General features: G+C 62.2%; 17 protein-coding genes and 1 other RNA gene. 2 read left to right on the top strand and 16 right to left on the bottom strand.

The window, feature by feature from the left end:
* Positions 1 to 119: 119 nt before the first annotated feature.
* Positions 120 to 1,709: a BCCT family transporter gene (locus GLW01_RS11875; protein WP_151440479.1), complete on the top strand. Its 1,590-nt coding sequence runs from the start codon at positions 120 to 122 to the stop codon at positions 1,707 to 1,709.
* Positions 1,710 to 1,717: 8 nt separating this feature from the next.
* On the opposite strand, the gene dinG is transcribed toward GLW01_RS11875, so the two are convergent.
* From dinG to GLW01_RS11860, 3 genes are all read right to left on the bottom strand, one after another.
* Complete coding sequence (dinG, locus tag GLW01_RS11870) at positions 1,718 to 3,874, bottom strand: ATP-dependent DNA helicase DinG (protein WP_160899186.1); 2,157 nt, start codon at positions 3,872 to 3,874, stop codon at positions 1,718 to 1,720.
* Positions 3,875 to 3,941: 67 nt separating this feature from the next.
* Complete coding sequence (locus GLW01_RS11865) at positions 3,942 to 5,405, bottom strand: DUF3336 domain-containing protein (protein WP_160899185.1); 1,464 nt, start codon at positions 5,403 to 5,405, stop codon at positions 3,942 to 3,944.
* A gap of 54 nt (positions 5,406 to 5,459) precedes the next feature.
* Positions 5,460 to 6,251 (bottom strand): MlaA family lipoprotein, encoded by a 792-nt coding sequence (locus tag GLW01_RS11860; RefSeq protein WP_202405698.1) that lies wholly within the window; start codon positions 6,249 to 6,251, stop codon positions 5,460 to 5,462.
* An 83-nt stretch (positions 6,252 to 6,334) separates the two neighbouring features.
* On the opposite strand from GLW01_RS11860, the gene GLW01_RS11855 reads away from it, so the two are divergent.
* Positions 6,335 to 6,760: an acyl-CoA thioesterase gene (locus GLW01_RS11855; protein WP_160899184.1), complete on the top strand. Its 426-nt coding sequence runs from the start codon at positions 6,335 to 6,337 to the stop codon at positions 6,758 to 6,760.
* A 7-nt stretch (positions 6,761 to 6,767) separates the two neighbouring features.
* Here the strand turns inward: GLW01_RS11855 and GLW01_RS11850 are convergent, their stop codons facing one another.
* The 13 genes from GLW01_RS11850 to ffs form a co-directional block, all read right to left on the bottom strand.
* Positions 6,768 to 7,889: a beta-ketoacyl-ACP synthase III gene (locus tag GLW01_RS11850; protein WP_160899183.1), complete on the bottom strand. Its 1,122-nt coding sequence runs from the start codon at positions 7,887 to 7,889 to the stop codon at positions 6,768 to 6,770.
* 95 nt (positions 7,890 to 7,984) lie between these two features.
* Positions 7,985 to 11,878: an ATP-dependent RNA helicase HrpA gene (gene hrpA, locus GLW01_RS11845; RefSeq protein WP_202405697.1), complete on the bottom strand. Its 3,894-nt coding sequence runs from the start codon at positions 11,876 to 11,878 to the stop codon at positions 7,985 to 7,987.
* Positions 11,879 to 12,205: 327 nt separating this feature from the next.
* A complete protein-coding gene (locus GLW01_RS11840; RefSeq protein WP_202405709.1) occupies positions 12,206 to 13,864 on the bottom strand; it encodes an AMP-binding protein in 1,659 nt (552 codons plus the stop codon).
* Between the two features lie 102 nt (positions 13,865 to 13,966).
* Entirely contained in the window at positions 13,967 to 15,145 is a 1,179-nt protein-coding gene (locus tag GLW01_RS11835) for a vWA domain-containing protein (protein WP_160899182.1), read from the bottom strand.
* 41 nt (positions 15,146 to 15,186) lie between these two features.
* Entirely contained in the window at positions 15,187 to 16,029 is an 843-nt protein-coding gene (locus GLW01_RS11830; RefSeq protein WP_077531241.1) for an AAA family ATPase, read from the bottom strand.
* 160 nt (positions 16,030 to 16,189) lie between these two features.
* Entirely contained in the window at positions 16,190 to 18,724 is a 2,535-nt protein-coding gene (locus tag GLW01_RS11825) for a VWA domain-containing protein (RefSeq protein ID WP_160899181.1), read from the bottom strand.
* Positions 18,725 to 18,805: 81 nt separating this feature from the next.
* Entirely contained in the window at positions 18,806 to 19,144 is a 339-nt protein-coding gene (locus GLW01_RS11820; RefSeq protein WP_160899180.1) for a hypothetical protein, read from the bottom strand.
* Positions 19,145 to 19,154: 10 nt separating this feature from the next.
* On the bottom strand, positions 19,155 to 19,415 hold the full coding sequence (locus tag GLW01_RS11815) for a YcgL domain-containing protein (RefSeq protein ID WP_160899179.1): 261 nt from the start codon (positions 19,413 to 19,415) through the stop codon (positions 19,155 to 19,157).
* Positions 19,408 to 20,544: a ribonuclease D gene (locus tag GLW01_RS11810; protein ID WP_160899178.1), complete on the bottom strand. Its 1,137-nt coding sequence runs from the start codon at positions 20,542 to 20,544 to the stop codon at positions 19,408 to 19,410. The genes GLW01_RS11815 and GLW01_RS11810 overlap by 8 nt, the downstream gene beginning before the upstream one ends.
* Positions 20,545 to 20,555: 11 nt before the next feature.
* Positions 20,556 to 21,158, bottom strand: coding sequence for a recombination mediator RecR (gene recR, locus GLW01_RS11805; RefSeq protein WP_151440489.1), 603 nt, complete (start codon positions 21,156 to 21,158; stop codon positions 20,556 to 20,558).
* Between the two features lie 12 nt (positions 21,159 to 21,170).
* The gene (locus GLW01_RS11800; protein ID WP_151440490.1) at positions 21,171 to 21,494 is read right to left on the bottom strand and encodes a YbaB/EbfC family nucleoid-associated protein; all 324 of its coding nucleotides are present in this window, start codon (positions 21,492 to 21,494) and stop codon (positions 21,171 to 21,173) included.
* Entirely contained in the window at positions 21,491 to 23,263 is a 1,773-nt protein-coding gene (gene dnaX / locus GLW01_RS11795; RefSeq protein ID WP_160899177.1) for a DNA polymerase III subunit gamma/tau, read from the bottom strand. The genes GLW01_RS11800 and dnaX overlap by 4 nt, the downstream gene beginning before the upstream one ends.
* Before the next feature lie 108 nt (positions 23,264 to 23,371).
* Positions 23,372 to 23,468: signal recognition particle sRNA small type (gene ffs, locus GLW01_RS11790), an RNA gene on the bottom strand.
* Positions 23,469 to 23,592: the final 124 nt, after the last annotated feature.

Genomic DNA, 23,592 nt, shown 5'->3' with positions numbered 1-23,592 from the left:
CAGCCACCAGCGGTTTTTCCCTGGTGGCTTTTTTCTGTCCATTCGGACTGTCAACCATTGATTTCCTGTAACAAGCTGTCATCATCCCGCGCTTCACTTTTTATGGTCGTGAGGCTCCCATGACTCCATCCGAACAGACTCCGGGCACGTCGCCCAGCGATCACCGGCGGCTTGGTGATCCAGTGGTTCTCGGCCTCAGCGCCGGGTTCATCGTTCTCTTCATCCTGTTCTCTCTGTACGACATAACGCTCGTCTCCGACAGCATCGGTGAATGGTTCACCGCGACAGCGGCGGGCCTGGGCTCATACTTCCAGTTGCTGCTGCTGGCAACCTTCTTCATTGCCCTGGGGGTTGCCATTTCGCCCGCGGCTGGCGCCCTTGTGGGGAACCGTACGACACCGGAAATCAGCACCTTCCGCTGGCTTTCCATGATCATGTGTACCCTGCTCGCCGGAGGCGGCGTGTTCTTTGCCGCCGGCGAGCCGGTCTATCACTTCGTGGTCACACCTCCGGCGTTCAACACCGAGGCAGGCACCGCCGAAGCCGTGGCCGGCGCCCTTGCCCAGTCATTCATGCACTGGGGCTTTCTGGCCTGGGCCATCCTCGGCTCACTGACCGCGATCATCCTGGCGCACAACCATTATGATCTCGGGCACCCGCTGCGGCCCCGCACCCTGCTCTACCCTGTCTTCGGGCAGCGCATTATGAGCAGCTGGATCGGCGGCGTGGTGGACGCCTGCTGCGTGGTGGCCGTGGTCGCCGGCACTGTTGGCCCCATCGGCTTCCTTGCTACGCAGGTCAGCTATGGCTTCGAGGTTCTGTTCGGCATCGAGGACCGTTACTCCACTCAGTTGATGATCGTCATCGCCCTGGGTGCAATCTATGTAACCTCGGCGGTAACCGGCATCCACAAAGGCATACAGCTGCTGAGCCGGTTCAACGTGATGCTGGCACTCGCGATCGCGGCGGTCATCTTTGTCTTCGGGCCCACGCTTTTCCTCACCAACGCCTACACACAGGGCTTCGGTGAATACATCTCCTCATTCTTCCGCATGGGCACCATGACCTCCGAGACCGCGCCTGCGTGGTGGATGAAATGGTGGACGGTGTTCTTCTTTGCCTGGTTTATCGGCTACGGGCCGCTGATGGCGATCTTTGTGGCACGTATTTCCCGTGGCCGCACCATCCGGGAGATGATTCTGGCAGTCGCCGTCATGGCGCCGGTCGCCACCACCGTCTGGTTCACCCTGCTGGGCGGTTCCGGCATCTTCTACCAGATGCAGGACGTGATCGAGCTGGCCGAGCCGCTGCAGAACTTCCAGTTCGATGTGGCCACCCTCACCGTTGCCCAGGCACTGCCCGGCGGTATGCTCATGGCACTGGCGATCCTGCTGCTGACCACCATCTTCGTGGCAACCACCGGGGATTCCATGAGCTACGCGATCTCTGTCGTGGGCACCGGCCATGATGAACCGAACCGCGCAGTTCGCGTCTTCTGGGGTGTGGCCATGGCACTGATGGCAGCGATTCTGCTGTACATGGGCGAAGGCCAGATCAGCGCGCTGCAACAGTTCATCGTGATCACCGCGATTCCGGTATCACTCATCCTGTTGCCATCACTCTGGACGGGGCCCAAGGCCGCCTACGCCATGGCCCGCCAGCAGGGTCTCATCAGCTACGAGCCGCACCCCGCCCGCCAGACGGACTGAGGTAGGGCTCAGGCGGCAATCACACGGCGGAACGGCGGCAGCGCATCCAGCAGCATGCTGCCGTAACGCCGGGAGATGATGCGACGGTCCAGGATCGTCACACGACCCGTGTCGGACTCACTGCGAAGCAGCCGCCCAGCGGCCTGCACAAGCCTTATGGAGGCGTCCGGCACGCTGATCTCCATGAAGGGGTTGCCGCCCCTTTCCTCGATCCATTCAGCCAGACTGGCCTCAATCGGATCATCCGGCACCGAAAACGGCAGTCGCGTGATGACCACGTGCTCCAGATAGGTTCCCGGCAGATCGATCCCTTCCGCGAAACTGGCCACTCCGAAGAGAATTGAAGTCTGGCCGTTGTCCACGCGCTGGCGATGGCGGTCCAGGACCTCCGCCCGGGTATGGTCATCCTGCGTGATGACGCAGTCCCGCCAGGTCTCCGGCAGCATGTCACGCACCCTCTGCATGTCCCGACGCGCGGTGAACAGGACCAGCGCCGCCGTATCCCCTTCAAGCACCCCGGGCAGACGATCCACCAGCCGCTCCGCGTAGCTGGCCGGATCCCCGGGTTCCATACTTGAGGCCGGCACCTCCACGGTGGCGTTCTCCTGGTAGCGGAAGTTCGAGGGAATCACCAGGCAGCGGCTGTCCGCCGGCAGCCCGGCACGCATGCTGAGGCGGTCGAAGCGACCAAGCGCTGTCAGGGTGGCGGAAGTCAGGATGGCGCCGAAACACCGGCTCCAGAGCCGACTGAACAGGACATTATCCGCCAGCACTGGACTGCTGTAGAGCGTGATGTCGCCATTCTCGCCACCACGGCGGTTGAGCCACCGCGCCGGCGCGGGCGTACGCGTGCTGTCCTCCCCCTCTTCGGCTTCCGGCACGGCCTCGGACCAGGCCTGCCACAGCCGCAACTGATCCTCTGCCCGGGCATGGAACTGGCCGACCACGGGGTACCAGGCTTCGGCGGTCTCGCGATCAATATCGCCTTCCCGGCGTTCATCCATCCCTTCATCCAGAAAGTCGGCCAACTGGTCCAGACGCCGCGTCAGCTGAACCTGTTGCTGCTGCAGTGCGGTCACCCGGGTGCTCAACTCGTCCGGCAACCGTGCGCCCGGGAAACGGTACTGGCTGTTACCACCGTCTTCGCCCCCTTCCCAGGGCGTGTTTTCTTCGAGCCATTCATGGACGTCCGACAGCATCGGGTCAATTTCCCGTGCCAGATCCGTCAGTTTCTGTACCGTGCGGGCCGCCTCGGCGTCCGCCGGCAGATGCGGCAGAAGCTGGGCCAGAGCCTGGCTCAGGCTGCGCAGCCACTGACGTGTGCCTTCCAGCCCCAGGGAGGCGGCAAAGTGGTTCAGGGCCTTGTCCGGCAGGTGATGGGCCTCGTCCATCACATAGATGGTGTCCTCGGGCTTGGGCAGTATGGCGCCACCCCCCAGGGCCAGATCCGCCAGCACCAGGTCATGGTTGGCGACGATCACGTCCGCGTGTTCCAGCTCCGCACGCGCCGAGAAAAAGGGACAGCTGTCAAAATAGCTGCAACGGCGGTTGGTGCACTGGCGGTGGTCCGTGGTCACGCCCTGCCAGATGTCATCGGGGATGTGGTCCGGCCAGTGGTCACGGTCGCCGTCCCACTCGCGGGCCGCGTAGCTGGAGAAAAGCTTTTCGTGGAAAGCGCGGGTTTCCGCCGGTTCGCCCGGCTCCTCCTGGAGCATGAAAAGCGGAATGGTGTCGCTGTCCTGGTTACCGTGGCCATGCAGGCGCTGCTCCACCTTGGACAGGCACAGATAGCGGCCACGCCCCTTCGCCAGGGACCAGCTCACATCCAGCCCTGAATGGGCTTTCAGGTCCGGCAGATCCTTGTTCACGATCTGATCCTGGAGCGCCACCGTGGCGGTGGAAACCACCAGTTGCTTGCCAAGCTGCCGTGCCACCGGGATGGCGGCCAGGAGGTAGGCGAGGGTCTTGCCCGTGCCGGTTCCGGCTTCCAGAACACAGGCCTTGTGGGCGGACGTTCGCTGACCGTCGTTTTCCGTGATCTCACCGAGGTAGCGGGCAATCTCGGCGATCATCAGCCGCTGGCCGTAGCGCGCGCGCAGATCCTTGCCGGCCAGCACGGCCCGATAGGCTGCCTGGATCTCAGCCTTCGTATCCTCGTTGAGCATGCGCTCCTGTCCAAAGGTCGGTTAAGAGACCGCTCATGATAGCGGGCGGCTCCCGGAGCGTACAGGCTCAGCTCGCGATTACGTGCAGCTCGGCGCCCTTGCGGTTGTGCTGGCGCAGGCGCCGGATGCAGCCCTCCAGCGTGCGCGAGATCTTGGCATGGGTCCGGATCTGGGAGATCAGCGGCCAGGTGGCACGTTCCCCCTCCAGCATCATCTCGCGCACGAATTCCGGCGACGGGTTCGACATCATGCGCCGGAAGTGCCGCATCCGGTAGCGCGGTGCCAGGGTCACGTCCCCCTGGTACTGCTGCGCCATGATGGTATAGATCTGGCCGCAGGCCTGGCGGGCAAGTTCCGGCCGCATGCGCCGCCTCAGCACATCGAACAGCCCCTTGCCATGGAACTGCATCTCCGCTTTCAGCAGTGACAGGGGCAGACTGGCGAGGCTCTCCCGGGACTGTCCATGATCCCGGCGCAGAAACGGAACCACATGCGGGTTGGTCTGGCTGACCAGCGTAAAATTCACATCGTACAGGTGCATCAGGCGTTCGCGCGGCAGGTCACTCACCACCGAACCGTCCACGAAGCGCAGGCGTGGCATGTAGGGCACCGTAGCCCCCTGGTGATCCTTCTTCTGCAACTGCACGGGCGGAAAGACCCCGGGAACCGCAGAGGAGGCCAGAGCGGCGCTCCATACCAGCATATAGGGCGAGGTATAGCCACTGAGCAGCCGCGCCCCATGCTGGCCCTGGTCCGATGACACACTGATGTTGGTGGAACGGCCAGTGTGCTGGAACGCCTCCTCGAAGGTGAACTCCCCGATATTCTCTCTCAGGCACTGCTCCAGTACGCCCTGGTCCATGAACCCGGCCCCGCGAAGGCCATTGATCACCCCCTTCCAGCGCCAGGCCTTGAGGTTGTGGCGTTCCGGCTCCAGAAGCTGGTCCAGCTCATCGTCCGGTGTGGTTCCAACCATCGCCGCCATCACAGCCCCGGCGCTGGACCCGGAGATGACCTGCGGGAGCAGATCCCGTTCCCAGAGGGTGCGGATCACCCCCAGGTGGAACAGGCCAAGCGTGGCGCCGCCGCTGAGCAGCAATGCCGGGCGGCCATAGCTCAGCAGGGTATCCTTGAAGAAGCCCAGCTTTTCGCTTTCGGGCAGCTCCTGCATGGGGGTGTCACACAGCAGGTTGATGGACTCGCACACCTGGTTCACGTATTCCTCGATCAGGTGCTTGGTGCCCACATAGCTGTTGTGGTAGAGCGCGGGGTTCGAGATGTTGCCGAGATCGTGATGGAGCCCTTCCCGGATCGCGCGCTTGAGCCGGGCATAGTCGCCGGTCTGGTGGTAGTGGCGCAGCTCCCTCAGGCGGTCATGGATGAGGTTGTAGTTGTAGAACTCGGAGGCGAACGCCTCCTTCCATTCCACATTGCCTTCCAGGTAATCCAGCTCCAGTGCCGCCGCCTTCCACTGTTCATAGGTGCGGGCCTGGCTGAGCAGCTTGCGGTAATGCGCGATCCTGCGGTTCATAATGGACTCCACTGGCCACTGCCCGGGACTACCTGACCGGAGTATAGCCGCCGATCAGAAATCCTCGAGCATTATGTCCTCATCGTCCCTGGCAAAGGGGTCACTTTCCACCCTGCCATCATTGACCTGATATTCACGACGCTGCAGGTAGGCATTGCGTATGAACGTGTAACGATCACCTGTGATCTGCTCCTCGTAGCTCAGCAGTGAGGCCCTGAGATCCACTCCGTAGAGGGCATAAAGGAAATAGACCTCGGGAGAGTCCACCTCGTCCATGAGATCCGGAACGGCGTAGTCCACTCCCCTGCCCGCTGTATCCCGGACCGTTGAGGGGCCCAGGAACGGCAGCATCAGGAAGGGGCCGCTGTCGGCCCCCCAGTACCCAAAGGTCTGGCCGAAGTCTTCTTCCTTTTCCGGCAATTCCATGTAGCTGGCCACATCCACCAGCCCAAGCAACCCGAAAGTGGTGTTGAAGATAAAGCGGCCAGTGCTGACCAGCGCATCCTCGCCTTTGCCCTGGAGCAGGCTGTTGAGAATGTTACCCGGCTCGCTCAGGTTGCTGAAGAAATTGCTGACCCCATCATTCACCGGCTCCGGCGTGACACGGTTGTAGCCGCGCGCCACAGGCTTGAGCAGGTTGCGGTCCACCACTTCGTTGAAGGTGAAGATGCTGCGGTTGAACGACTCCCAGGGATCACGGTCGTCAAAGGCGGACGTATCCGCCACCTTCTGTGGATCCGCATCGTCGGGCAGCATGCTGGCGGAGCCGTCTTCCGGCTGCTGTGCACTGGCACCGGTAGCCAGTGCCAGGGTGAGACTGAACGCGAGCAGGGTTCGTTGCATCATCAACCTGTAAACCTGTCTGCAGGGGGATTGAAATCATCTGTTCCGGCCCTAGAATCAGCGCCATCCATAGAACAGGAGTCATCATGTCCGAAAACCAACCCGAGGGCCGACTGGTCCATGAGGAAACCTTCCCTGTCCGCTGGGGCGACCAGGATGCCTACGGCCATGTGAACAATACGGTGTATTTCAGGTTTTTTGAAGAGGCGCGAATCCGCTGGTTCGACAGTCTCACACTGACAGCGGACGGCCAGGGCGAGGGCCCGGTGATCGTAACCACGAGCGCAACCTTCCACCAGGAACTGGTCTATCCCACCAGGATCAGGGTTGAAGTGCGCACCGGCAGGGCCGGCAACAGCAGCCTGGAGAACTTCTATCGGGTAATTGGCGCTGATGATGATGCTCTCTATGCATCAGGCAGCGCCAAGGTGGTGTGGATCAATCATGACACTGGCCGCCCCACACCCCTGCCCGACCGCCTGCGGGCATTGAGCGCGGAAAGCGGCCAATAGGGCCGCTTCAGCGCTTGCGGACCACGACGTTACCGATGGAGTAGCCAGCTCCGAAGGAACAGATGATGCCGTAATCGCCACTGTTCAGGTCGGCCTGGTACTGGTCAAAGGCGATGATGGAGCCTGCGGAGCTGGTATTGGCGTACTCATCCAGTATCACCGGCGCCTCGCCAACCTCGGCATCACGCCCAAGGACCCGCTTGGCAATCAGCTCGTTCATATTGAGGTTCGCCTGGTGCAGCCACATGCGCCGCAACTGATCGGTGCCGAGACCAAGCGCCCCCAGGTGCTCGCCAATCAGCTCCGCCACCAGCGGAGAAACCTCCTTGAACACCTTGCGGCCTTCCTGAACGAACAGCTTGTCCGCCTGCCCCATGCCGGATTCATCCGCACGGTTCAGGAACCCGAAGTTGTTCCGGATGTTGTTGGAAAAACGCGTCTTGAGCCGTGTGCCCAGAACATCGAAGCCACGCCCTGCCGGCACATCATCCGGATGCTGGACGATGATGGCGGTGCAGGCGTCGCCGAAAATGAAATGGCTGTCCCGATCGCAGAAATTCAGATGGGCACTGCAGATCTCCGGGTTCACAACCAGCACCGTGCGGGCGTGCCCGTTATTGATGGCATCAACGGCATTCTGGATGCCGAAGGTCGCCGAACTACAGGCGACGTTCATGTCGTACGCAAAGCCTTCCACGCCCAGCGCATCCTGTACTTCAACGGCCACGGCCGGATAGGGGCGTTCCAGATTCGAACAGGCGACAACGACCGCGTCCAGATCCTGCGCCCTGATCCCGGCCCGCTCCAGCGCCTGATTCGTGGCCTTGACCGCCATTTCACACTGGATGCCATAGTTCGAGTTCGGGCGCTGCGGAATCGACGGCTTCATGCGTTCGGGATCCAGTATGCCCTGCTTGTCCATCACATGCCGGCGCTTGATGCCTGAGGCTTTCTCGATGAACGCCGAGGATGAAGGCTGCAGCGCTTCCACCTCGCAACGCTCAATCGCGGCCGCGTTGCGTTCGTTGTGGCGTTCGACGTAGGCGTTGAAGGCTTCCACCAGTTCGTCGTTGTCGATGACGCTGGGCGGCGAGAAAAGACCGGTAGCGCTGATGACTGCTGAGGACACGGGATAGACTCCGGTTGTTGTTGAATGGAGAACCTGTGAAATAGTTCCTGACTCAGGATATTAACACATCGGCACCGGGTGTCAGGTGGACGGCGTCAGCGGCGGACCTGCTGCCACTGGCGCTCCAGGCGCTGAGGGGAAACCGTTACAGCGGTTCCCAGCTGCTGTGCGAAATACGACACGCGGTATTCCTCCAGCATCCACCGGTAGGTGATCAGGGCCTCGTCCTCGATCCCCTGCACGGCCAGTGCCTCGCGTCTCTCGACGTAGCGGTCCCAGAAGGGCTGGAACTCCGAGAGAAAGGCACGCTCACGGCCTGCCTCCCGGGGCATCTTGTCCAGCCGGATCAGCGCCGCGTCCATGTAACGTGGAAAATGCTTCAGCCACTCCGGCGGCGTTGCCGCCATGAACCCCGGGTAAATCAGCTGGCTCATCTGAAACTTCAGGTCCGCCATGCTCTGGGCAACATTCAGCGGGATCTTGCCCTTCAACCCCTTCATCACCTGGTGATGGCGCTCCATGATCTGGAGCAGGAGCCGGCTGTTAGCTTCCAGCGCGGGTATGAAGTCACTTCGGCCGCTTTCAAGGCAGCTCTCCAGATCCCGCTCGCTGCGTGGCAGCGCCTGCTCCGCCAGGAAGTGGGACTGGGCCGTCGCAATGAGCATATCGTCCAGAAGCTCTGTCTTGCGCCCGACCGGGGCAAACAGCAGCGATGCTTCATGGAAGCCGGGCAGTCTTCGATCCAGATCCCGCAGGGTATTGCCGAGCCGGTTGACCAGGATGCGTGCAATTCCCCGACGGTTCAGGTACCAGGCCCGCACCGGGTCCAGCACCTGCGTCTGACGTACCCCCTGCCCCTCATCTTCCAGAACCGGATAGACACGAACCTGCATGCCACCCTGCTCGGTCTCGACACTCTCCGGCAGGTCGCCGCCCGGCCAGTCGGAGACAACCGTCTCAACTTCGGATTCCTCCGGGGCCTCCTGCATGGCACTTTCCAGCGCCTGGTGAGCCTCATCCTCGTGGCGTGCGATCAGCCCCTCCACATCCCGCCCCTGATCCAGGATGTTGCCCTTGTCATCAATCACCTGCACGTTCATGCGCAGATGGTCAGGCAGGTGATCCGGGTCCCACGCATCCTCGGGTATCCGCACGCCGGTCATGCGCTGGAGCTGTTCCCCCAGTCTACGGGGCAGTGGTTCATTGCAGGGGGTGAGATTGGCGAGGGCGGCGTCCACGAAGTCCGGCACCGGCACAAAGTTGCGGCGCAGTGATTTGGGCAGGCTTTTCACCAGGGCAATGGCGCGATCGCGCAGCAGCCCCGGCACCAGCCACCCCAGCCGCTCCACCGGCAGCTGCTTGAGCGCCATTATCGGCACCCGGATGCTCACGCCGTCCTCGGCCGTACCCGGTTCGAAATGATAGCGCAGTTCAAAGGTGAGGCCGTGCCATTGCAGCGTATCGGGATACAGGCTCTGCGTGTCCGTCCCGGGCTCTTTCTGGAAGACATCGGACTCGGTCAGGTAGAAGCGACTGAGTTGCTCGTCGTTAAGCTGCTTCCACCAGCGCTCAAAACCCTTGCCGCTGACAATGTCGGCGGGCAGGCGCTCATGGTAGAACTGGAACAGGGTCTCCTCATCCACCAGCAGATCCCGCCGGCGAACCTTGTCCTCCAGCGAAGTGACCTCTTCGATCAACTCCTGATTGGCCAGCACGAAGGGGGCCCTGGTCCTGTACTCGCCTTCCACTAGGGCCCGGCGGATGAAGATCTCCCGAGACAGCTCCGGGTCGATCCGGGCGTACCCCACGCGGCGATTGGCCACGATGGTCAGCCCATAGAGTGTGACCGACTCCATGGCCATGACCTGGGCCCGCTTCTTCTCCCAGTGCGGCTCCGCGTGGTTGCGCCGGACCACGTGTTCGGCGAGTGGCTCGATCCACTCCACCTCGATCCCCGCCACCATGCGCGCGAACACCTGGCTGGTCTCCACAATCTCGGCGGCCATGATCCACTTCGGTGGCTTCTTCGCCAGTGCGGAGCCCGGAAAGATCCGGAATTTGCGGTTACGCGTCCCGTGGAACCAGCCCTTCTCCTCCTTCAGCGCCACATTGCCCAGCAGGCCGGCCAGAAGCGCCCGGTGCACGGAAGCATAGTCTGCCGGCCGCTGATTCACCCGCATGCCCTGCTCCTTTGCCAGCAGCAGGATCTGACGGTGAATGTCGCGCCACTCCCGCATGCGCAGAAAGGCCACGAAATGCTTCCGGCACCACTTCTGGAGCTGATTGCCGGACAGCGTCTGGCGTTGCTCTTCCCAGGCGTTCCATAGATTGAGCAGACTGTTGAAGTCCGAATGGTTGTCGCGGAACAGCGCGTGCGCCTGGTCCGCCTGGGTCTGTTTGTCGCCCGGGCGCTCACGGGGGTCCTGGATACTGAGTCCGGCCGCGATCACCGCCACCTCGGCCAGACTGCCCTCCCGCTCAGCCGCCAGCAGCATGCGCGCCAGCCTTGGGTCCACCGGCAGCCGCGCCATGCGCCGCCCAGCCTTGGTTACTTTGCGTCCCCGATCCACGGCCCCCAGCTCTTCCAGCAGCTTGTAGCCGTCGTTGACCAGGCGCTTATCCGGTGGGTCGATGAAGGGGAAGCGCTTGACGTCGCCCAGTCCCATGTTCGTCATCTGCAGGATCACAGACGCCAGGTTGGTCCGGCGGATCTCCGGGTCCGTGAACTCGGGCCGATTCAGGAAATCCGACTCGTCATAGAGTCGAAAACAGATCCCGGGGGCCACACGCCCACAGCGCCCCTTGCGCTGCTCCGCGCTGGCCTGGGCGATGGGCTCAACCGGCAGGCGCTGCATCTTCGAGCGCACGCTGTAACGGCTCAGCCGCGCCAGACCCGTATCGATCACGTAATGGATGCCCGGCACCGTCAGCGAGGTCTCGGCCACATTGGTGGCCAGCACGATCCGTCGCCCGCCATGGGGCTGGAACACCCGGTTCTGCTCGCGATTCGACAGCCGCGCATACAGCGGCAGCACCTCGGTGTGCTGAAGATCCGCATGGCGCAGCTCCTTGCTCACCTGCCGGATGTCCCGCTCCCCCGGCAGGAACACCAGGATATCCCCGGGCCCCTTGCCCTGATCCTTCTCGTAATCCTCGATCTCATGAACGACCGATTCGATCGCCCCTGGCCAGCCCGACTCCGGATCCTCAGAGTCCGCCAGCGGCCGATACCGCACCTCCACCGGATGCGTCCGCCCCGAAACCTCCAGCACCGGCGCATCGTCAAAATAGGCACTGAAGCGGTCCAGCTCGATGGTCGCCGAAGTAATGATCACCTTCAGGTCAGGCCGTTTCGGAAGAATCCGTTTGAGCGCCCCCAACAGGAAATCGATGTTCAGACTGCGCTCATGGGCCTCATCCACAATGATGGTGTCGTAGCGGTCCAGAAAGCGGTCATGGGTCAGCTCATTCAGCAGGATGCCGTCCGTCATCACCTTCACCAGTGAATCATCACTGGTCTGGTCACTGAACCGCACCTGGTAACCCACCGTCTCGCCGACCCGGGTCTCCATTTCTTCCGCCAGACGCTGCGCCACCGTGCGCGCAGCAATCCGCCGCGGCTGGGTATGCCCCACCAGCCCGCGCCGGCCACGCCCGGCCTCAAGCGCCATCTTCGGCAACTGCGTCGTCTTGCCCGACCCCGTCTCACCGGCAACGATCACTACCTGATGCTGCTCCAGCAGCGAGCGGATATCCTCTACCCGCTCCGAAACCGGCAACGACTCGGGGTACGAAATGGAGGGAACCAGCGAGCGCCGCCGCGCCAGCGCCTCCTGCCCCTCCTGCAGAAGGGCCTCAATCCGATCCCGGTTTTTCGGATCCGGATCCCCCTTGCCCATCAGCCGAAGGATGCGCGCAGTCTCCCACTGCCGGCAGTCAGCCAGGGATTGCTTGATCTGTGTTCGCCAATCAGTACTTTGCTCAGTCAATGAAAGATGCGCTCCGGAATGCAAGGATCTCAAAGGTGGAGTGAGGAGGGGACTGTTAATCGGGAAGCTCTGGAGCCATGGATGGCAGAAGAGCAGCGTACTGGGGTTTGCGCGACTAAGCGCAAACGGGCTTGCAGGAGGCAAGCCCAGGATCTTTTAGCGAAGCAGGATAGCGCAGCTAAAAGATATTTACAGCGTTTCCCGATCAACAGTCCCCTCCTCACTCCGCCCGGCAGCCCCTCGTCAGGCTTGTATCTTGAGCATCCATAGACCAAAAAACCCCGCCTGAACCAGACGGGGTTTCCAAGTAACGGCAGCTGAACCCAATCAGCTGTCCCGAAGCTCCTTCCGCAGAATCTTGCCCACGTTACTCTTGGGCAGCTCATCCCGGAATTCAACATGCTTCGGCACCTTATAGGCCGTCAGGTTCTCACGGCAGTACTTGATGATCTCCTCCTTGGTCACATCCTGCTCCTTCGCGACCACAAAGATCTTCACCGCCTCACCGCTCTTGTCATCCTGAATGCCCACGGCGGCACACTCCAGAACTTTCGGATTCCCCATCACAACGTCCTCAATCTCATTCGGATAGACGTTGAAACCGGATACCAGAATCATGTCCTTCTTACGGTCCACGATCCGAACAAAACCATCCTCCTGGATCATGGCCACGTCACCAGTACGGAACCAGCCTTCCGAGTCAATGGACTTGCTGGTCTCCTCAGGGCGCTGCCAGTAGCCCTTCATAACCTGTGGCCCATGAACGCAGAGCTCGCCGGCCTCCCCGACCGGCTGATCATTACCCTCATCGTCAACGGTCTTGATCAGAGTACCCGGGATCGGGATACCAATAGTGCCGACCTGCGCGTTTCCAAGCGGGTTCAGGCTCACCACCGGCGAGGTCTCGGTCAGGCCATAGCCCTCAGTGATCTCGCACCCGGTGACCTGCTGCCACTGATCCGCCGTTGGCTTGGTCAGTGCCATGCCCCCGGCAACCGTGATCTTCAGGTTACTGAAATCCAGATTGCGGAACTCCTCGTTGTTCGCCAGCGCCACGAACAGCGTGTTCAGGCCCATGAACACCGTGAACTGCCACTTCTTCAGCTCCTTGACGAAGCCCGGGATGTCACGCGGGTTCGGGATCAGGATGCTGTGACTGCCACTCTCCAGCATGACACCGCAGTTCATGGTGAACGAGTAGATGTGGTAGAGCGGCAGCGGTGCAACCACCACCTCCTTACCCTCATCCATCTGAGTCTCAACCATCGGCTTGACCTGCAGCAGGTTCGAAACGAGGTTGGCGTGGGTCAGCATGGCACCCTTGGCCACACCAGTGGTGCCGCCAGTGTACTGGAGCACTGCAATGTCCTCGCGCTGGATGCTGACCGGCCGATAGGTCAGGCCGGCGCCGGTCCTGAGCACTTTCGGGAAGGCGTGGGCCTTCGGCAGATTGTAGGCCGGCACCATCTTCTTCACGTGTTTGACCACGCTGTTCATCAGTTTGCGCTTGAGCGGCTTGTGCAGGTCCGCAAGCTCGGTGACGATGACGTGCTCAAGACCCGTGTTCGGCAGCACCTTCTCGACATTGCTCGCCATGTTGGCCAGCACGATCAGGGCACGGGCGCCGGAATCGTTGAACTGGTGCTCCATCTCGCGCGTGGTGTAGAGCGGGTTGGTGTTCACGACCACCAGACCGGCCCGCATGGCACCAAAGATGGCGATCGGGTACTGGGGAATGTTGGGCATCTGAATCGCGATGCGATCGCCCTGCTGGAGATCCGTCTCATTCTGGAGCCAGGCTGCGAAAGCGCGGCTGTAGTGGTCCAGATCCCGGTACGTCAGTGTCACGCCCACACCACTGAACGCGGGCCGGTCCGCAAACCGCGCCACGGATTTCTCAAACACATCCAGCATGGTGCTGTACTGGTTCGTGTCCACGTCCCGGGAGAGATCTGACGGGTACTTCTCTTTGAAAAACTGCTCCATATCCATGACGGATCTCCTGAGTAACCTGTCGTTTGATTAGTGTTTTTGTGGCTCGGGATCTTAAAGCCTTTTTACGGTCACGTCATCCGTGTGCAATGTGGCTCAGCGGCTGAGATAGCGCATCGCGGACTCCAGCCCCTCCAGGGTCATCGGGTACATCTGGAAGCCCACCAGCTTCTGGATCATCCCCAGGGAACCACCCTGCCCCCAGTAATCCTCGGGCAACGGGTTGAGCCAGACCACCTTGCTGAAGTGGTCCGTAAGGCGCTGGAACCAGGTCGAGCCCGCCTCCTCGTTCCAGTGCTCGATCGACCCGCCTGGATGGCTGACCTCATAGGGCGCCATGGTGGCGTCGCCCACAAAGATCACCTTGTAATCCGACGGATAGGTGTTGATCACCTCCCAGGTGGGGGTAATCTCGGTGGTACGTCGGCTGCTGTCCTTCCAGACACCCTCGTAGACGAAGTTGTGGAAGTAGTAGTACTCCAGGTGCTTGAACTCCTCCCGGCAGGCCGAAAACAGCTCCTCGCAGACCTTAACGTGCGGGTCCATGGAACCGCCCACATCAAAGAACAGCAACACCTTCACCGCGTTGTGGCGTTCCGGGACCATCTTCAGATCCAGGTACCCCCCGTTGCGGGCGGTGTTGCGGATGGTGTCATCCATGTCCAGGTGCTCGGGGGCCCCCTCGCGCGCGAACTTGCGCAGGCGCTTGAGCGCCACCTTGATGTTGCGTGAGCTGATGGTGACGCTGTCATCCAGATCCCGGTATTCGCGCTTCTCCCAGACCTTGACCGCGCGCCCGTGTCGACCTTTCTCCTGGCCAATGCGATAGCCTTCAGGGTTATAGCCATTGGCGCCGAAGGGCGACGTACCACCGGTACCGATCCACTTGTTGCCGCCCTCGTGGCGGTCGGTCTGCTCGTCCATGCGCTTCTTGAAGGTCTCGATCAGCTCCTCGAGGCCTCCAAGGGAGTCGATCTGCGCCTTCTCCTCTTCGGAAAGGTGTTTCTCGAACTCGGAGCGCAGCCAGTCATCGGGAATCAGCGCCTCAAGCAGTTCATCCAGGTTCTCGATGCCCTTGAAATAGGCATCGAAGGCCCGGTCGAACTTGTCGTAATGACGCTCGTCCTTCACCAGGCACAGGCGGCTCAGGAAGTAGAAATCCTCCAGATCCGCAAATGCCAGGCGCTTCTGGAGCGCCTCGGTCAGGTCCAGAAACTCCCTCAGGCTGGCCGGCACTCCGGCACGGCGCACTTCCAGGAAAAAGTCGATGAGCATAGGGCCCCCGCTGTCAGTGGATCCGCGCTTCGGTCAGCGTATCAGCGACGCCGGCGCGCCATGAATGCCAGTTTCTGAAGCAGGTGCACATCCTGTTCGTTCTTGACCAGCGCACCGTAGAGCGGCGGCAGTGCATTGGAGGTGTCTTTGTCCTGGATCACCTTCTGGGCCAGATCATCCGCCATCAGAAGCTTGAGCCAGTCAATCAGCTCGGAGGTGGAGGGCTTCTTCTTGAGGCCGGGAACACGGCGCACATCGAAGAAGATCTCCAGCGCATCCTGCACCAGCTGCTGCTGGATGCCCGGGAAGTGAACGTCCACGATCTCCTTCATGGTGTCGTGGTCGGGGAAATCGATGTAGTGGAAGAAGCAGCGGCGGAGGAAGGCATCCGGCAGCTCTTTCTCGTTGTTACTGGTGATGACCACGATGGGGCGTTGCTTGGCCACCACCTGCTGCTGCGTCTCGTACACATAGAACTCCATGCGGTCGAGTTCCTGCAGCAGGTCGTTGGGAAATTCGATATCCGCCTTGTCGATCTCGTCGATCAGCAGCACAGCCCGCTGGTCCGCCTCGAACGCTTCCCAGAGCTTGCCCTTGACGATGTAGTTACCGATGTCGTGAACCTTGTCGGAACCCAGCTGGGAATCACGCAGGCGCGACACCGCGTCGTACTCATAGAGCCCCTGCTGCGCCTTGGTGGTGGACTTGATGTGCCAGGTGATCAGCTCGGCGCCGACGCCCCGCGCCATCTCCTCGGCCAGCATGGTCTTGCCGGTACCGGGCTCGCCCTTGATCAGGAGCGGGCGCTCCAGCGTGATGGCCGCATTGACCGCCATCTGGAGCTCATCCGTGGCAACGTAATTCTCGGTACCCTCAAATTTCATGTCAGCAACACCTCAGTCAGGAAACCTGCGGCCATGGACCCCTGCTCAATCAGGGTCCGGCCTTCTACGAGGTGCGAAGTATATAGGCAGGGCGTCGGGGCCAACAAGTAAGCGGTTGGCCCCAAAGGCGGAAACACCGTCCAGCAATGGTCAGTGACCGTCAGCGGTTACGATTGCCATCGTCGTCTTCTCCCGAATCCGCCTCGTCCTCCTGGTCCGGAAGGTCGTCAAATTCGGATATATCAAAGTCCTCCAGCGAGAACTCATCCTCATCAGCACTCTGCTGATTCTCCTCCAGGATCTGGTCAGCCAGGGCCTCCGGCTCCTCGGAGGCGTCATCATCGCCAAGGGTCGGGATGGCCTCATCCTCCTCACCGGTTGCCTGCGATGCCTCTGAATCCGACGCTTCTTCCGTTTCCTGTTCCTGTTCCTGTTGCACTGATTCTGCGTCCATTCCTGGCGCCGGGTCAGGTTCCGACTCCGGTTCTGCGGATGCGCCCATGGTGTCCATGTCGTCCACTGTGGGGATGGCCTCCTCAGCCGCGCCGGTGTCGGCCGAGTCCTCGGGGACCGCCGTCTCCGGCTCGGAAGCTGTTTCATCGCCGGGGCCCGTCTGCTGGGCCTGGTACGCAGCCGCCGCTTCAGCAAGCGAGGTTCCCTCATCCTTGTCAGGCTCGCCCTCCAACTCCTCCGGCTGCTCCGGCTCCAGATCCGCTTCCATAGCCGGCTCTTCCTGCTCGGCCACCACATCCGCCGGTTCAGTTTCAGGACCAACAGGCGACTCGGGCTTCTCCGTCTCCTGTTCATCGCCATTACCACGCCGGCGCAGCCACCACCAGAACCCGCCCGCGATGGCGCCAAGCCCGATGATCAGACCGCCACCAACGCTGCCCCAGAGCAGCCAGTTGATGCCGGCATCCGGCTCAGACCGCTGTTCCGGCTCGGGAGTCTCTTCCGGCACTTCAACCGGCTCGGGATCAAACAGTGGCTCTTTCTGTTCAGGTTGGGACGGGGTCGCGGGCTCGGGCGCAGGCTCCGGCTCGGGTGCCGGTTCAGGCTGCCGAGGCTCAGGCTCGAGCGCCCGGTAGTCCGCCGTATCCGCCGTTCGCGGGAATTCCGCCGCGAACGGCGGCGTGTCCAAGGAGACCACCCGCCCGTCCTGGGTTTCCGCCTGCATACGGAGCCGTACCTGATAGGTGCCGTTACCCCGCTCACCATGGAGGGTCAGTATGCGCTCACTGGTGCCTGAGGCCGGCTCCAGTGAACGCTTCAGTGTTTCACCATCCGGGCCTGTCACTGAAGCCTCAACCTGGATACTGTCCGCCTCCAGACCTGGATCCCGTGGCATTACCCGGAAGGTCCATCGGCTGTCATCGCCGGTACCAAGGCCCTGGATCTCCGTGTCAAAAGGCGGCGCCAGTGTTACCTTCTGGCGCTGGCTGCGCTGGAAGGTTTCGCCTTCACCGATGAGGCGGACCTCGTATTGCCCGGGTTCGGTCAGGGTTCGGATTTCGCCATTGAAGACGCCATTTGAGGGAACGCGGTCGCCGGAAAGCCGGACGGTGCCCTGGCGGTCACCCTCCGCATTCCGGATCTCGGCACGGACATCCATGACGCCGAGGAAATCCTCATCCGTCAGCCTGTCGCCGTCTTCATAGAAAGCCACTTCCAGATCCAGAATATCCGAAGCAAAGAAGCGCGAGGGCAGGTCCCCCGCCGCCATGCGCAGCTCACTCACCACCTTGATCCGGCTATCCGGGCCCACCATGGCGTCCACTTCCCAGCGCCCGGTAGCGGGCTCTGGAATGGTCACCAGGTCATAGGTCTCTGCGCTGTGCCAGCGGGCCCCTTCCGGCAGGCTATTGCGCGTCACCCGGCTACCCGAGGGATCAACGAGCTCCGCGGACTCACTGCCCTCATCCCGGAAGATCAGGGCAGTGAATTCATCCACGCTGTCATCGATCGAGAAGCCGTTGTTCTCAAGCGGCACCTCTTCCGTTGGAGAGGCTGCCCCAAAGGCGGAGAGAAAGGCGCTGATCAGCTCCGAATCGGAGCGTGCAATGGCGTGATGGCCCCCGGTCTCGGCGGCGAGCTGCTCCAGCAGCGGCCGATCGGCTTCGTCGGAGAGCGCGATCGTATGCAGACGCGCGCCGTGCTCGCGGAAGTGCCCGAGCACGTCGTCAAGGATGCGCTGGCGCTCTTCCCGGCTGGCTTCCTCCCCTTCCGGCACATCCACCATACCGTCGGTCAGCAGGACCACATGGGTATTGTCGTAGCCCCCACCCGGCCAGAAATCCTCAGTGGCGGTCTCCAGCGCCCGCCCTATTTGGGTGTACTGGCCGGGGGAACCGATACGGGAGCGGGCATCGCGCATCTCCTGGCGCCACTGGTCATCAACCTCTTCCAGAGGTACCAGCATGTTGACATAACGCGCAAAGGTCCACAGACCGCTACGGGCCCCTTCAGGCATGAGTTCCGCGAGCATGGGCACTGCCTCTCCCCGCAGATTGTCGGGGTCAGTGCGCTTCATGCTCCCGGAAACATCCACCACAAACCGCACATCGATATTATCGGGCAGCTCCGGTGCCTGGGTCTGGGACGCCTGCTCCTGGGCCTGGACAGTCACCAGCCCGGTCACCGTGAACAGCAGAATGGTCAGGAGGGTGCGGAACGATCTGGACGCTGACTTTCCCATGGTGGCCTTATTAAAGCGGTTGATTACACTCAACCTATAGCAGGAATCCCGTGGAATGAAAGCACCGGTAAAGCGGGTGTCTCAGCTTTTCCGGCGCCGGTAGCGAGCCCAGCCGGAATCCAGGGCCAGCACGAGCAGCATGACAATGGCGGCGAGTGCGTAGACAAACAGGGTGCGCCCCATCACGTCCGGCTGCTCAAGCACCACGGCATAGAAGAAATTCAACCACGCGGGCACCAGCCATTCCGCGGCCCGCTCCGAGGCCACCGGGGTCAGCAGAACCACGGCGAACAGACCCTTGAGAAACTGGCGGAGGATGCGCAGTGGCAACCACCACACGATCACAGCCCAGAAGCGGTAGACGACCAGGAAGCCAAGCAGATAGACCGCCCAGGCAATATTGTATTCAGTCAGCAGCATGTCCATGGACCTAACCGGTAACCTCCGTCTCCTTCGGGGGCATCTGGAGATAGAAGCCCTGGTCCCCGATCGCCGCAATCACATCACTGGCACTGGCCCGTGCCAGCTTCCGGTCTGGGGTCAATACCAGATCCATGGCATGAATCGGAAGGCCAAAATAGGTCATCAGTGATGACGGGAGCGTGGCCGGATCTGTCTCCCTTGGCACGAACACGTACATGCCTTCACGCTTGCTGCTGCGGTAAATGCTGATCAGGTGCTTGTCACTCATGGAAACAGGCTTCCAGTTCCTCTCTGCGGGGTGCCAGTGCCCGGCCGCGCCAGCCCTGCGTCAGAAGATCGGGCAGGCGGCCCTCACGAAGGCCTGTGCGGACGGCTGGCTCAAGATAACGCCTCGAAGCGATGAGTTCCAGCGGCAGATCCAGGCTTTCCGCCTGCTCGGCCAGAATCCGCCTTACGTTTCGGTAATGATTCTTCTCACTGCGGGTCAAAGGGGCCGGTATGGGCTCTAGGGACTGCTCCGGGCCCTCAACCACCTCTGAGATGACCGCCAGAAGCGCATCACCCTCACGCCGCACGACCCCGCTGGGCATATCCTCTATGGCCGCGAGCGCCTTACGGCTGCGCGGCACCGCTTCGGCCAGGCGGATCAGAAGCCGGTCCTCAATGACCCGGCCACGCGGACGGTCCAGTTCCCGGCACCGATGCTCACGCCAGGTGCACAACGCCCGCAGTACGGCCTGATTGCCCGGGCGCAGCCGCCAGGCCCCGGTAAGTCTCAGATAGTAGGATTCAGGCGCATCAGCAACGCTCTGACGTTCGCACCAGGTCCGGCTCTCCTCGGCCAGCGCCTCCTGGAAGCCTCTGGCCGCAACCTGCTCCATAAGCTGCTCATGGAGCGGGCGCAGGTAGTGAACATCGGCCACGGCATAGTACAGCTGGGCATCGGACAGCGGGCGTGCCAGCCAGTCCGACCGGGTTTCGCCCTTGCCCAGGGCCACCCCGAGACAGGATTCGACAAGCCTGGCATAGCCCACGGACATACCATGGCCGGCAAAAGCCGCCGCCAGCTGCAGATCCAGTGCGCCACGAACACGCACACCGAGCCAGTCCCGGAACAGTTCGATGTCCTCACTCATGGCATAAAGGTGTTTCGAGCGGTCCGCATCCTCCAACAGCTTGCGCAGCACCCCGGAGCCCTCGGCAGCCCCGGGTTCAACCAGCGCAACCTCCCCTGCTGCGGCCAGCTGCATCAGACCCGGGATCGCATGGAAGGTGGTCACCCGTTCGAACTCGGAGTCCATGCCAACCGGATGCTCCGGCGGCAGATCAGCCAGCCAGTCATCCAACTGTTGCGGGGTATCCAGCCAGGCGGCCTGATCCGGGTTGGGTTGATCCATGAGTGACTCCACTACCCGGCGAAAGGCCGGCGGCCCCGCAGGGCATGACTGAGCGTACCGCCATCGACACCGCCCAGCTCACCTCCCACGGGAAGACCCTGGGCAGGCCGGGTGATCGTAACTGTTTCCGGATCCACACGGTCCGCGATGTAATGGGCGGTGGCATCGCCCTCAACGGTAGCGTTGGTGGCCATGATGAGTTCCGTCACCCCCCGTTCATGGATCTGGGCCAGCAGCTGATCCACCCCAATATCCTCGGGGCCTATGCCATCAATGGGAGACAGATGCCCCAGCAGTACAAAGTAGTAGCCCCTGTAATCCCCTGATTGCTCAATAGCGGCGAGATCGGCGGGCGATTCCACCACGCACATCAGCGAACTGTCCCGCCTGTCATCGGCACAGACCGGGCACAGGGCGTCCTCGGCAAAGGTCTGGCAGCGCTCACAGCGACCGATGTTGGCCAGGGCGTCGTCAAGCTGGCGTGCCAGGGCGCCAGCCCCAGCACGATCGCGCTCCAGGAGCTGGAAGGCCATGCGCTGGGCGGACTTGCGTCCCACACCGGGCAGGCACTGTAATGCATCAATCAGCGCCTCAAGACGCGGACTCAGACTCATGGGCCCTCCGGCTCAGAACGGCATGTTGAAACCGGGGGGCATGCCCATGCCCTGGGTCATGTTGCCCATCTTCTCCTTCTGGTATTCCTCGACACGGCGTACGGCATCGTTCACCGCCGCCGCCATCAGGTCCTCCAGAACCTCGCGGTCCTCGTCCATCAGGGATGGATCAATGTCCACGTTACGCACATCATGGCGCCCGTTCATGGTCACCTTCACCATGCCGGCACCGGACTCCCCAGTAACCTCAGCCTTGGCAATCTCTTCCTGCGCCTTCTGCAGGTCCTCCTGCATCTGCTGCGCCTGCTTCATGATGTCGTTCATGCCACCCTTCATCGTGCCACCTCTCTGCTGTCTGATGCCGCCGCTGGCGAAGCCTGCGGAGGCTTTATACTGTCTTCAATAACCTGGCCGCCGAAACGCTCCACAATCTGCTGCACCACGGGATCCCCGTGAATGGCGCTGACGGCATTCGCCTGCGCCTCTTCCATCTGCGCCTGCCGGTGGGTTTCCGGGGTTGCCTGGCCCGGCTCACCCTCACGGAAGACCAGGGTAATGGTACTGCCGACCACAGCCCCAACAGCCTCACGGATCCGTTGCTGGTGACGCTCATGCAGCAGCTGGTAATGCCCGGCGGCCAGCGTCAGAACCCAGGCCCCTTCTTCCTCATGGCAGGCCGCGTTCGCGGCCAGCGTCGCCGGCATGCCCTGAAGGGGGAGCTGATCGAAGTCACGGCACCAGTCGAAACCGGACGCCACACCGGGCTCCGGGGTGACAGCCGACGTCTCGGGCGCCTCCGTGGCTGGTGATGCCTCCCCGGCATTCCGGTCCGCCTCGTCCTCAGGAATGGGCGGCTCTGGTTCAGGCACCGGATCCGGCGCTGGTTCGGGCTCGGGAGCGGGTTCAGGCTGGGGCTGGGGTTCTGGTTCGGGCTCCGGCGGGGATACCGGTTCCCCGGCGGGAGCGCCCGATGCCTCCGCCGCCGGCTCCGAGCGGCCACCCTGCGGTGGGGTCGCAACCGGCTCCGGCCGGAAAGCGAGCATGCGCAGAAGTGCCATCTCAAAGCCCATGCGCGCATCCGGCGTGATCGCCAGATCCCGCCGGGCGGTCAACGCCGTCTGGTAGAACAGCTGGGCATCTTCCGCGCTCAACTGACCTGCCAGGGTCCGGACCTGTTCCCGGTCTCCCTGGCTGTTGTCATTGCTCCCGGGAATCGCCTGCTCCAGGGAGATTCGATGGAACACATCCAGCATGTCCGCCAGTACCGCGCTGTAATCCGGTGCGTACTCCGCGATCCGGTTTACCTCCCTGAGCAGCGTCTGGCCATCTCGCTGGACCAGGGCATCCAGCATACTGAAGATGTCCGCCCGGTCGAGGGTGCCCAGCATCCGGCTGACGCTCTCGGATTCCAGGCGTCCGCCACTGAATGCCACCGCCTGGTCGGTCAGGCTCAGGGCATCGCGCATACTGCCATCGGCGGCACGCCCCAGAAGCCAGAGGGCACTGTTCTCATACTCAATACCTTCCTGGGCCAGGATGTGCTCCAGATGGGATACGATCAGTTCCGGCCCCAGGCGCTTGAGATTGAACTGCAGGCAACGCGACAGGATCGTGACCGGCAGCTTCTGGGGGTCAGTAGTGGCGAGCAGGAACTTAACGTGGTCGGGCGGCTCCTCCAGTGTCTTCAGCAGCGCGTTGAAGCTGTGGCTGGAGAGCATGTGGACCTCGTCAATGAGGTATATGCGGAAGCGACCGCGGGTTGGCACGTACTGGACGTTGTCCAGCAGCTCACGCATGTCCTCCACGCGGGTCTGGGAGGCGGCGTCGATCTCGATCAGGTCGACGAACCGCCCATCCTGGATTTCACGGCAGCTGTCGCATTCGCCACAGGGATTGGAGCTGACGCCCTGCTCGCAGCTCAGGCACCGCGCCAGAATCCGGCCGATCGTGGTCTTGCCCACGCCCCGGGTACCGGTGAACAGAAACGCCTGATGCAGCCGATCCTGATCCAGCCCGTGCACGAGCGCCCTGAGCACGTGCTCCTGACCAACAAGATCCTGAAACCGGGAAGGGCGCCATTTGCGCGCAAGTACCTGATACGTCATGCCGGACCATCCATTATCTGATGGGATACCTTATCACGGCCTTATCTTGGGCTGGCAAGCAGAGGGCTGGCCGGGGAGCAAAGCTCGGGAAAGGAAAAACTGGGGGTGGCCTGCCAGCGACACTCCGGCACACGAATCCACCGCTACGGCTGCTCCCTTCCGGGCCTGACCGGGTTCACGGTTTATCGTTGCGAAGGCACCAGCAGGACCACCATCGCGCTCAGTCCGGCGGCTGATCCCGCCTGCGCTGAGACCGCGGAGTCTATCACCGCCGTAACCCGCGCTTCAAGCGGTAACCATCGTCAAACAGAGGTGCAGCCTCTATACTC

The sequence above is a fragment of the Vreelandella halophila genome, from assembly GCF_009856365.1.
Taxonomy (GTDB): Bacteria; Pseudomonadota; Gammaproteobacteria; order Pseudomonadales; family Oleiphilaceae; genus Halospina; species Halospina utahensis_B.
Note: the sequence above shows the minus strand (reverse complement) of the source record. Positions and strands in the feature narration are given on the sequence as shown.

Coding starts and splice junctions, on each gene's coding strand:
- GLW01_RS11875 (WP_151440479.1), top strand. CDS start 120: ATGACTCCATCCGAACAGACTCCGGGCACGTCGCCCAGCGATCACCGG.
- dinG (WP_160899186.1), bottom strand. CDS start 3,874: ATGCTCAACGAGGATACGAAGGCTGAGATCCAGGCAGCCTATCGGGCC.
- GLW01_RS11865 (WP_160899185.1), bottom strand. CDS start 5,405: ATGAACCGCAGGATCGCGCATTACCGCAAGCTGCTCAGCCAGGCCCGC.
- GLW01_RS11860 (WP_202405698.1), bottom strand. CDS start 6,251: ATGATGCAACGAACCCTGCTCGCGTTCAGTCTCACCCTGGCACTGGCT.
- GLW01_RS11855 (WP_160899184.1), top strand. CDS start 6,335: ATGTCCGAAAACCAACCCGAGGGCCGACTGGTCCATGAGGAAACCTTC.
- GLW01_RS11840 (WP_202405709.1), bottom strand. CDS start 13,864: ATGGAGCAGTTTTTCAAAGAGAAGTACCCGTCAGATCTCTCCCGGGAC.
- GLW01_RS11835 (WP_160899182.1), bottom strand. CDS start 15,145: ATGCTCATCGACTTTTTCCTGGAAGTGCGCCGTGCCGGAGTGCCGGCC.
- GLW01_RS11830 (WP_077531241.1), bottom strand. CDS start 16,029: ATGAAATTTGAGGGTACCGAGAATTACGTTGCCACGGATGAGCTCCAG.
- GLW01_RS11825 (WP_160899181.1), bottom strand. CDS start 18,724: ATGGGAAAGTCAGCGTCCAGATCGTTCCGCACCCTCCTGACCATTCTG.
- GLW01_RS11820 (WP_160899180.1), bottom strand. CDS start 19,144: ATGCTGCTGACTGAATACAATATTGCCTGGGCGGTCTATCTGCTTGGC.
- GLW01_RS11815 (WP_160899179.1), bottom strand. CDS start 19,415: ATGAGTGACAAGCACCTGATCAGCATTTACCGCAGCAGCAAGCGTGAA.
- GLW01_RS11810 (WP_160899178.1), bottom strand. CDS start 20,544: ATGGATCAACCCAACCCGGATCAGGCCGCCTGGCTGGATACCCCGCAA.
- recR (WP_151440489.1), bottom strand. CDS start 21,158: ATGAGTCTGAGTCCGCGTCTTGAGGCGCTGATTGATGCATTACAGTGC.
- GLW01_RS11800 (WP_151440490.1), bottom strand. CDS start 21,494: ATGAAGGGTGGCATGAACGACATCATGAAGCAGGCGCAGCAGATGCAG.
- dnaX (WP_160899177.1), bottom strand. CDS start 23,263: ATGACGTATCAGGTACTTGCGCGCAAATGGCGCCCTTCCCGGTTTCAG.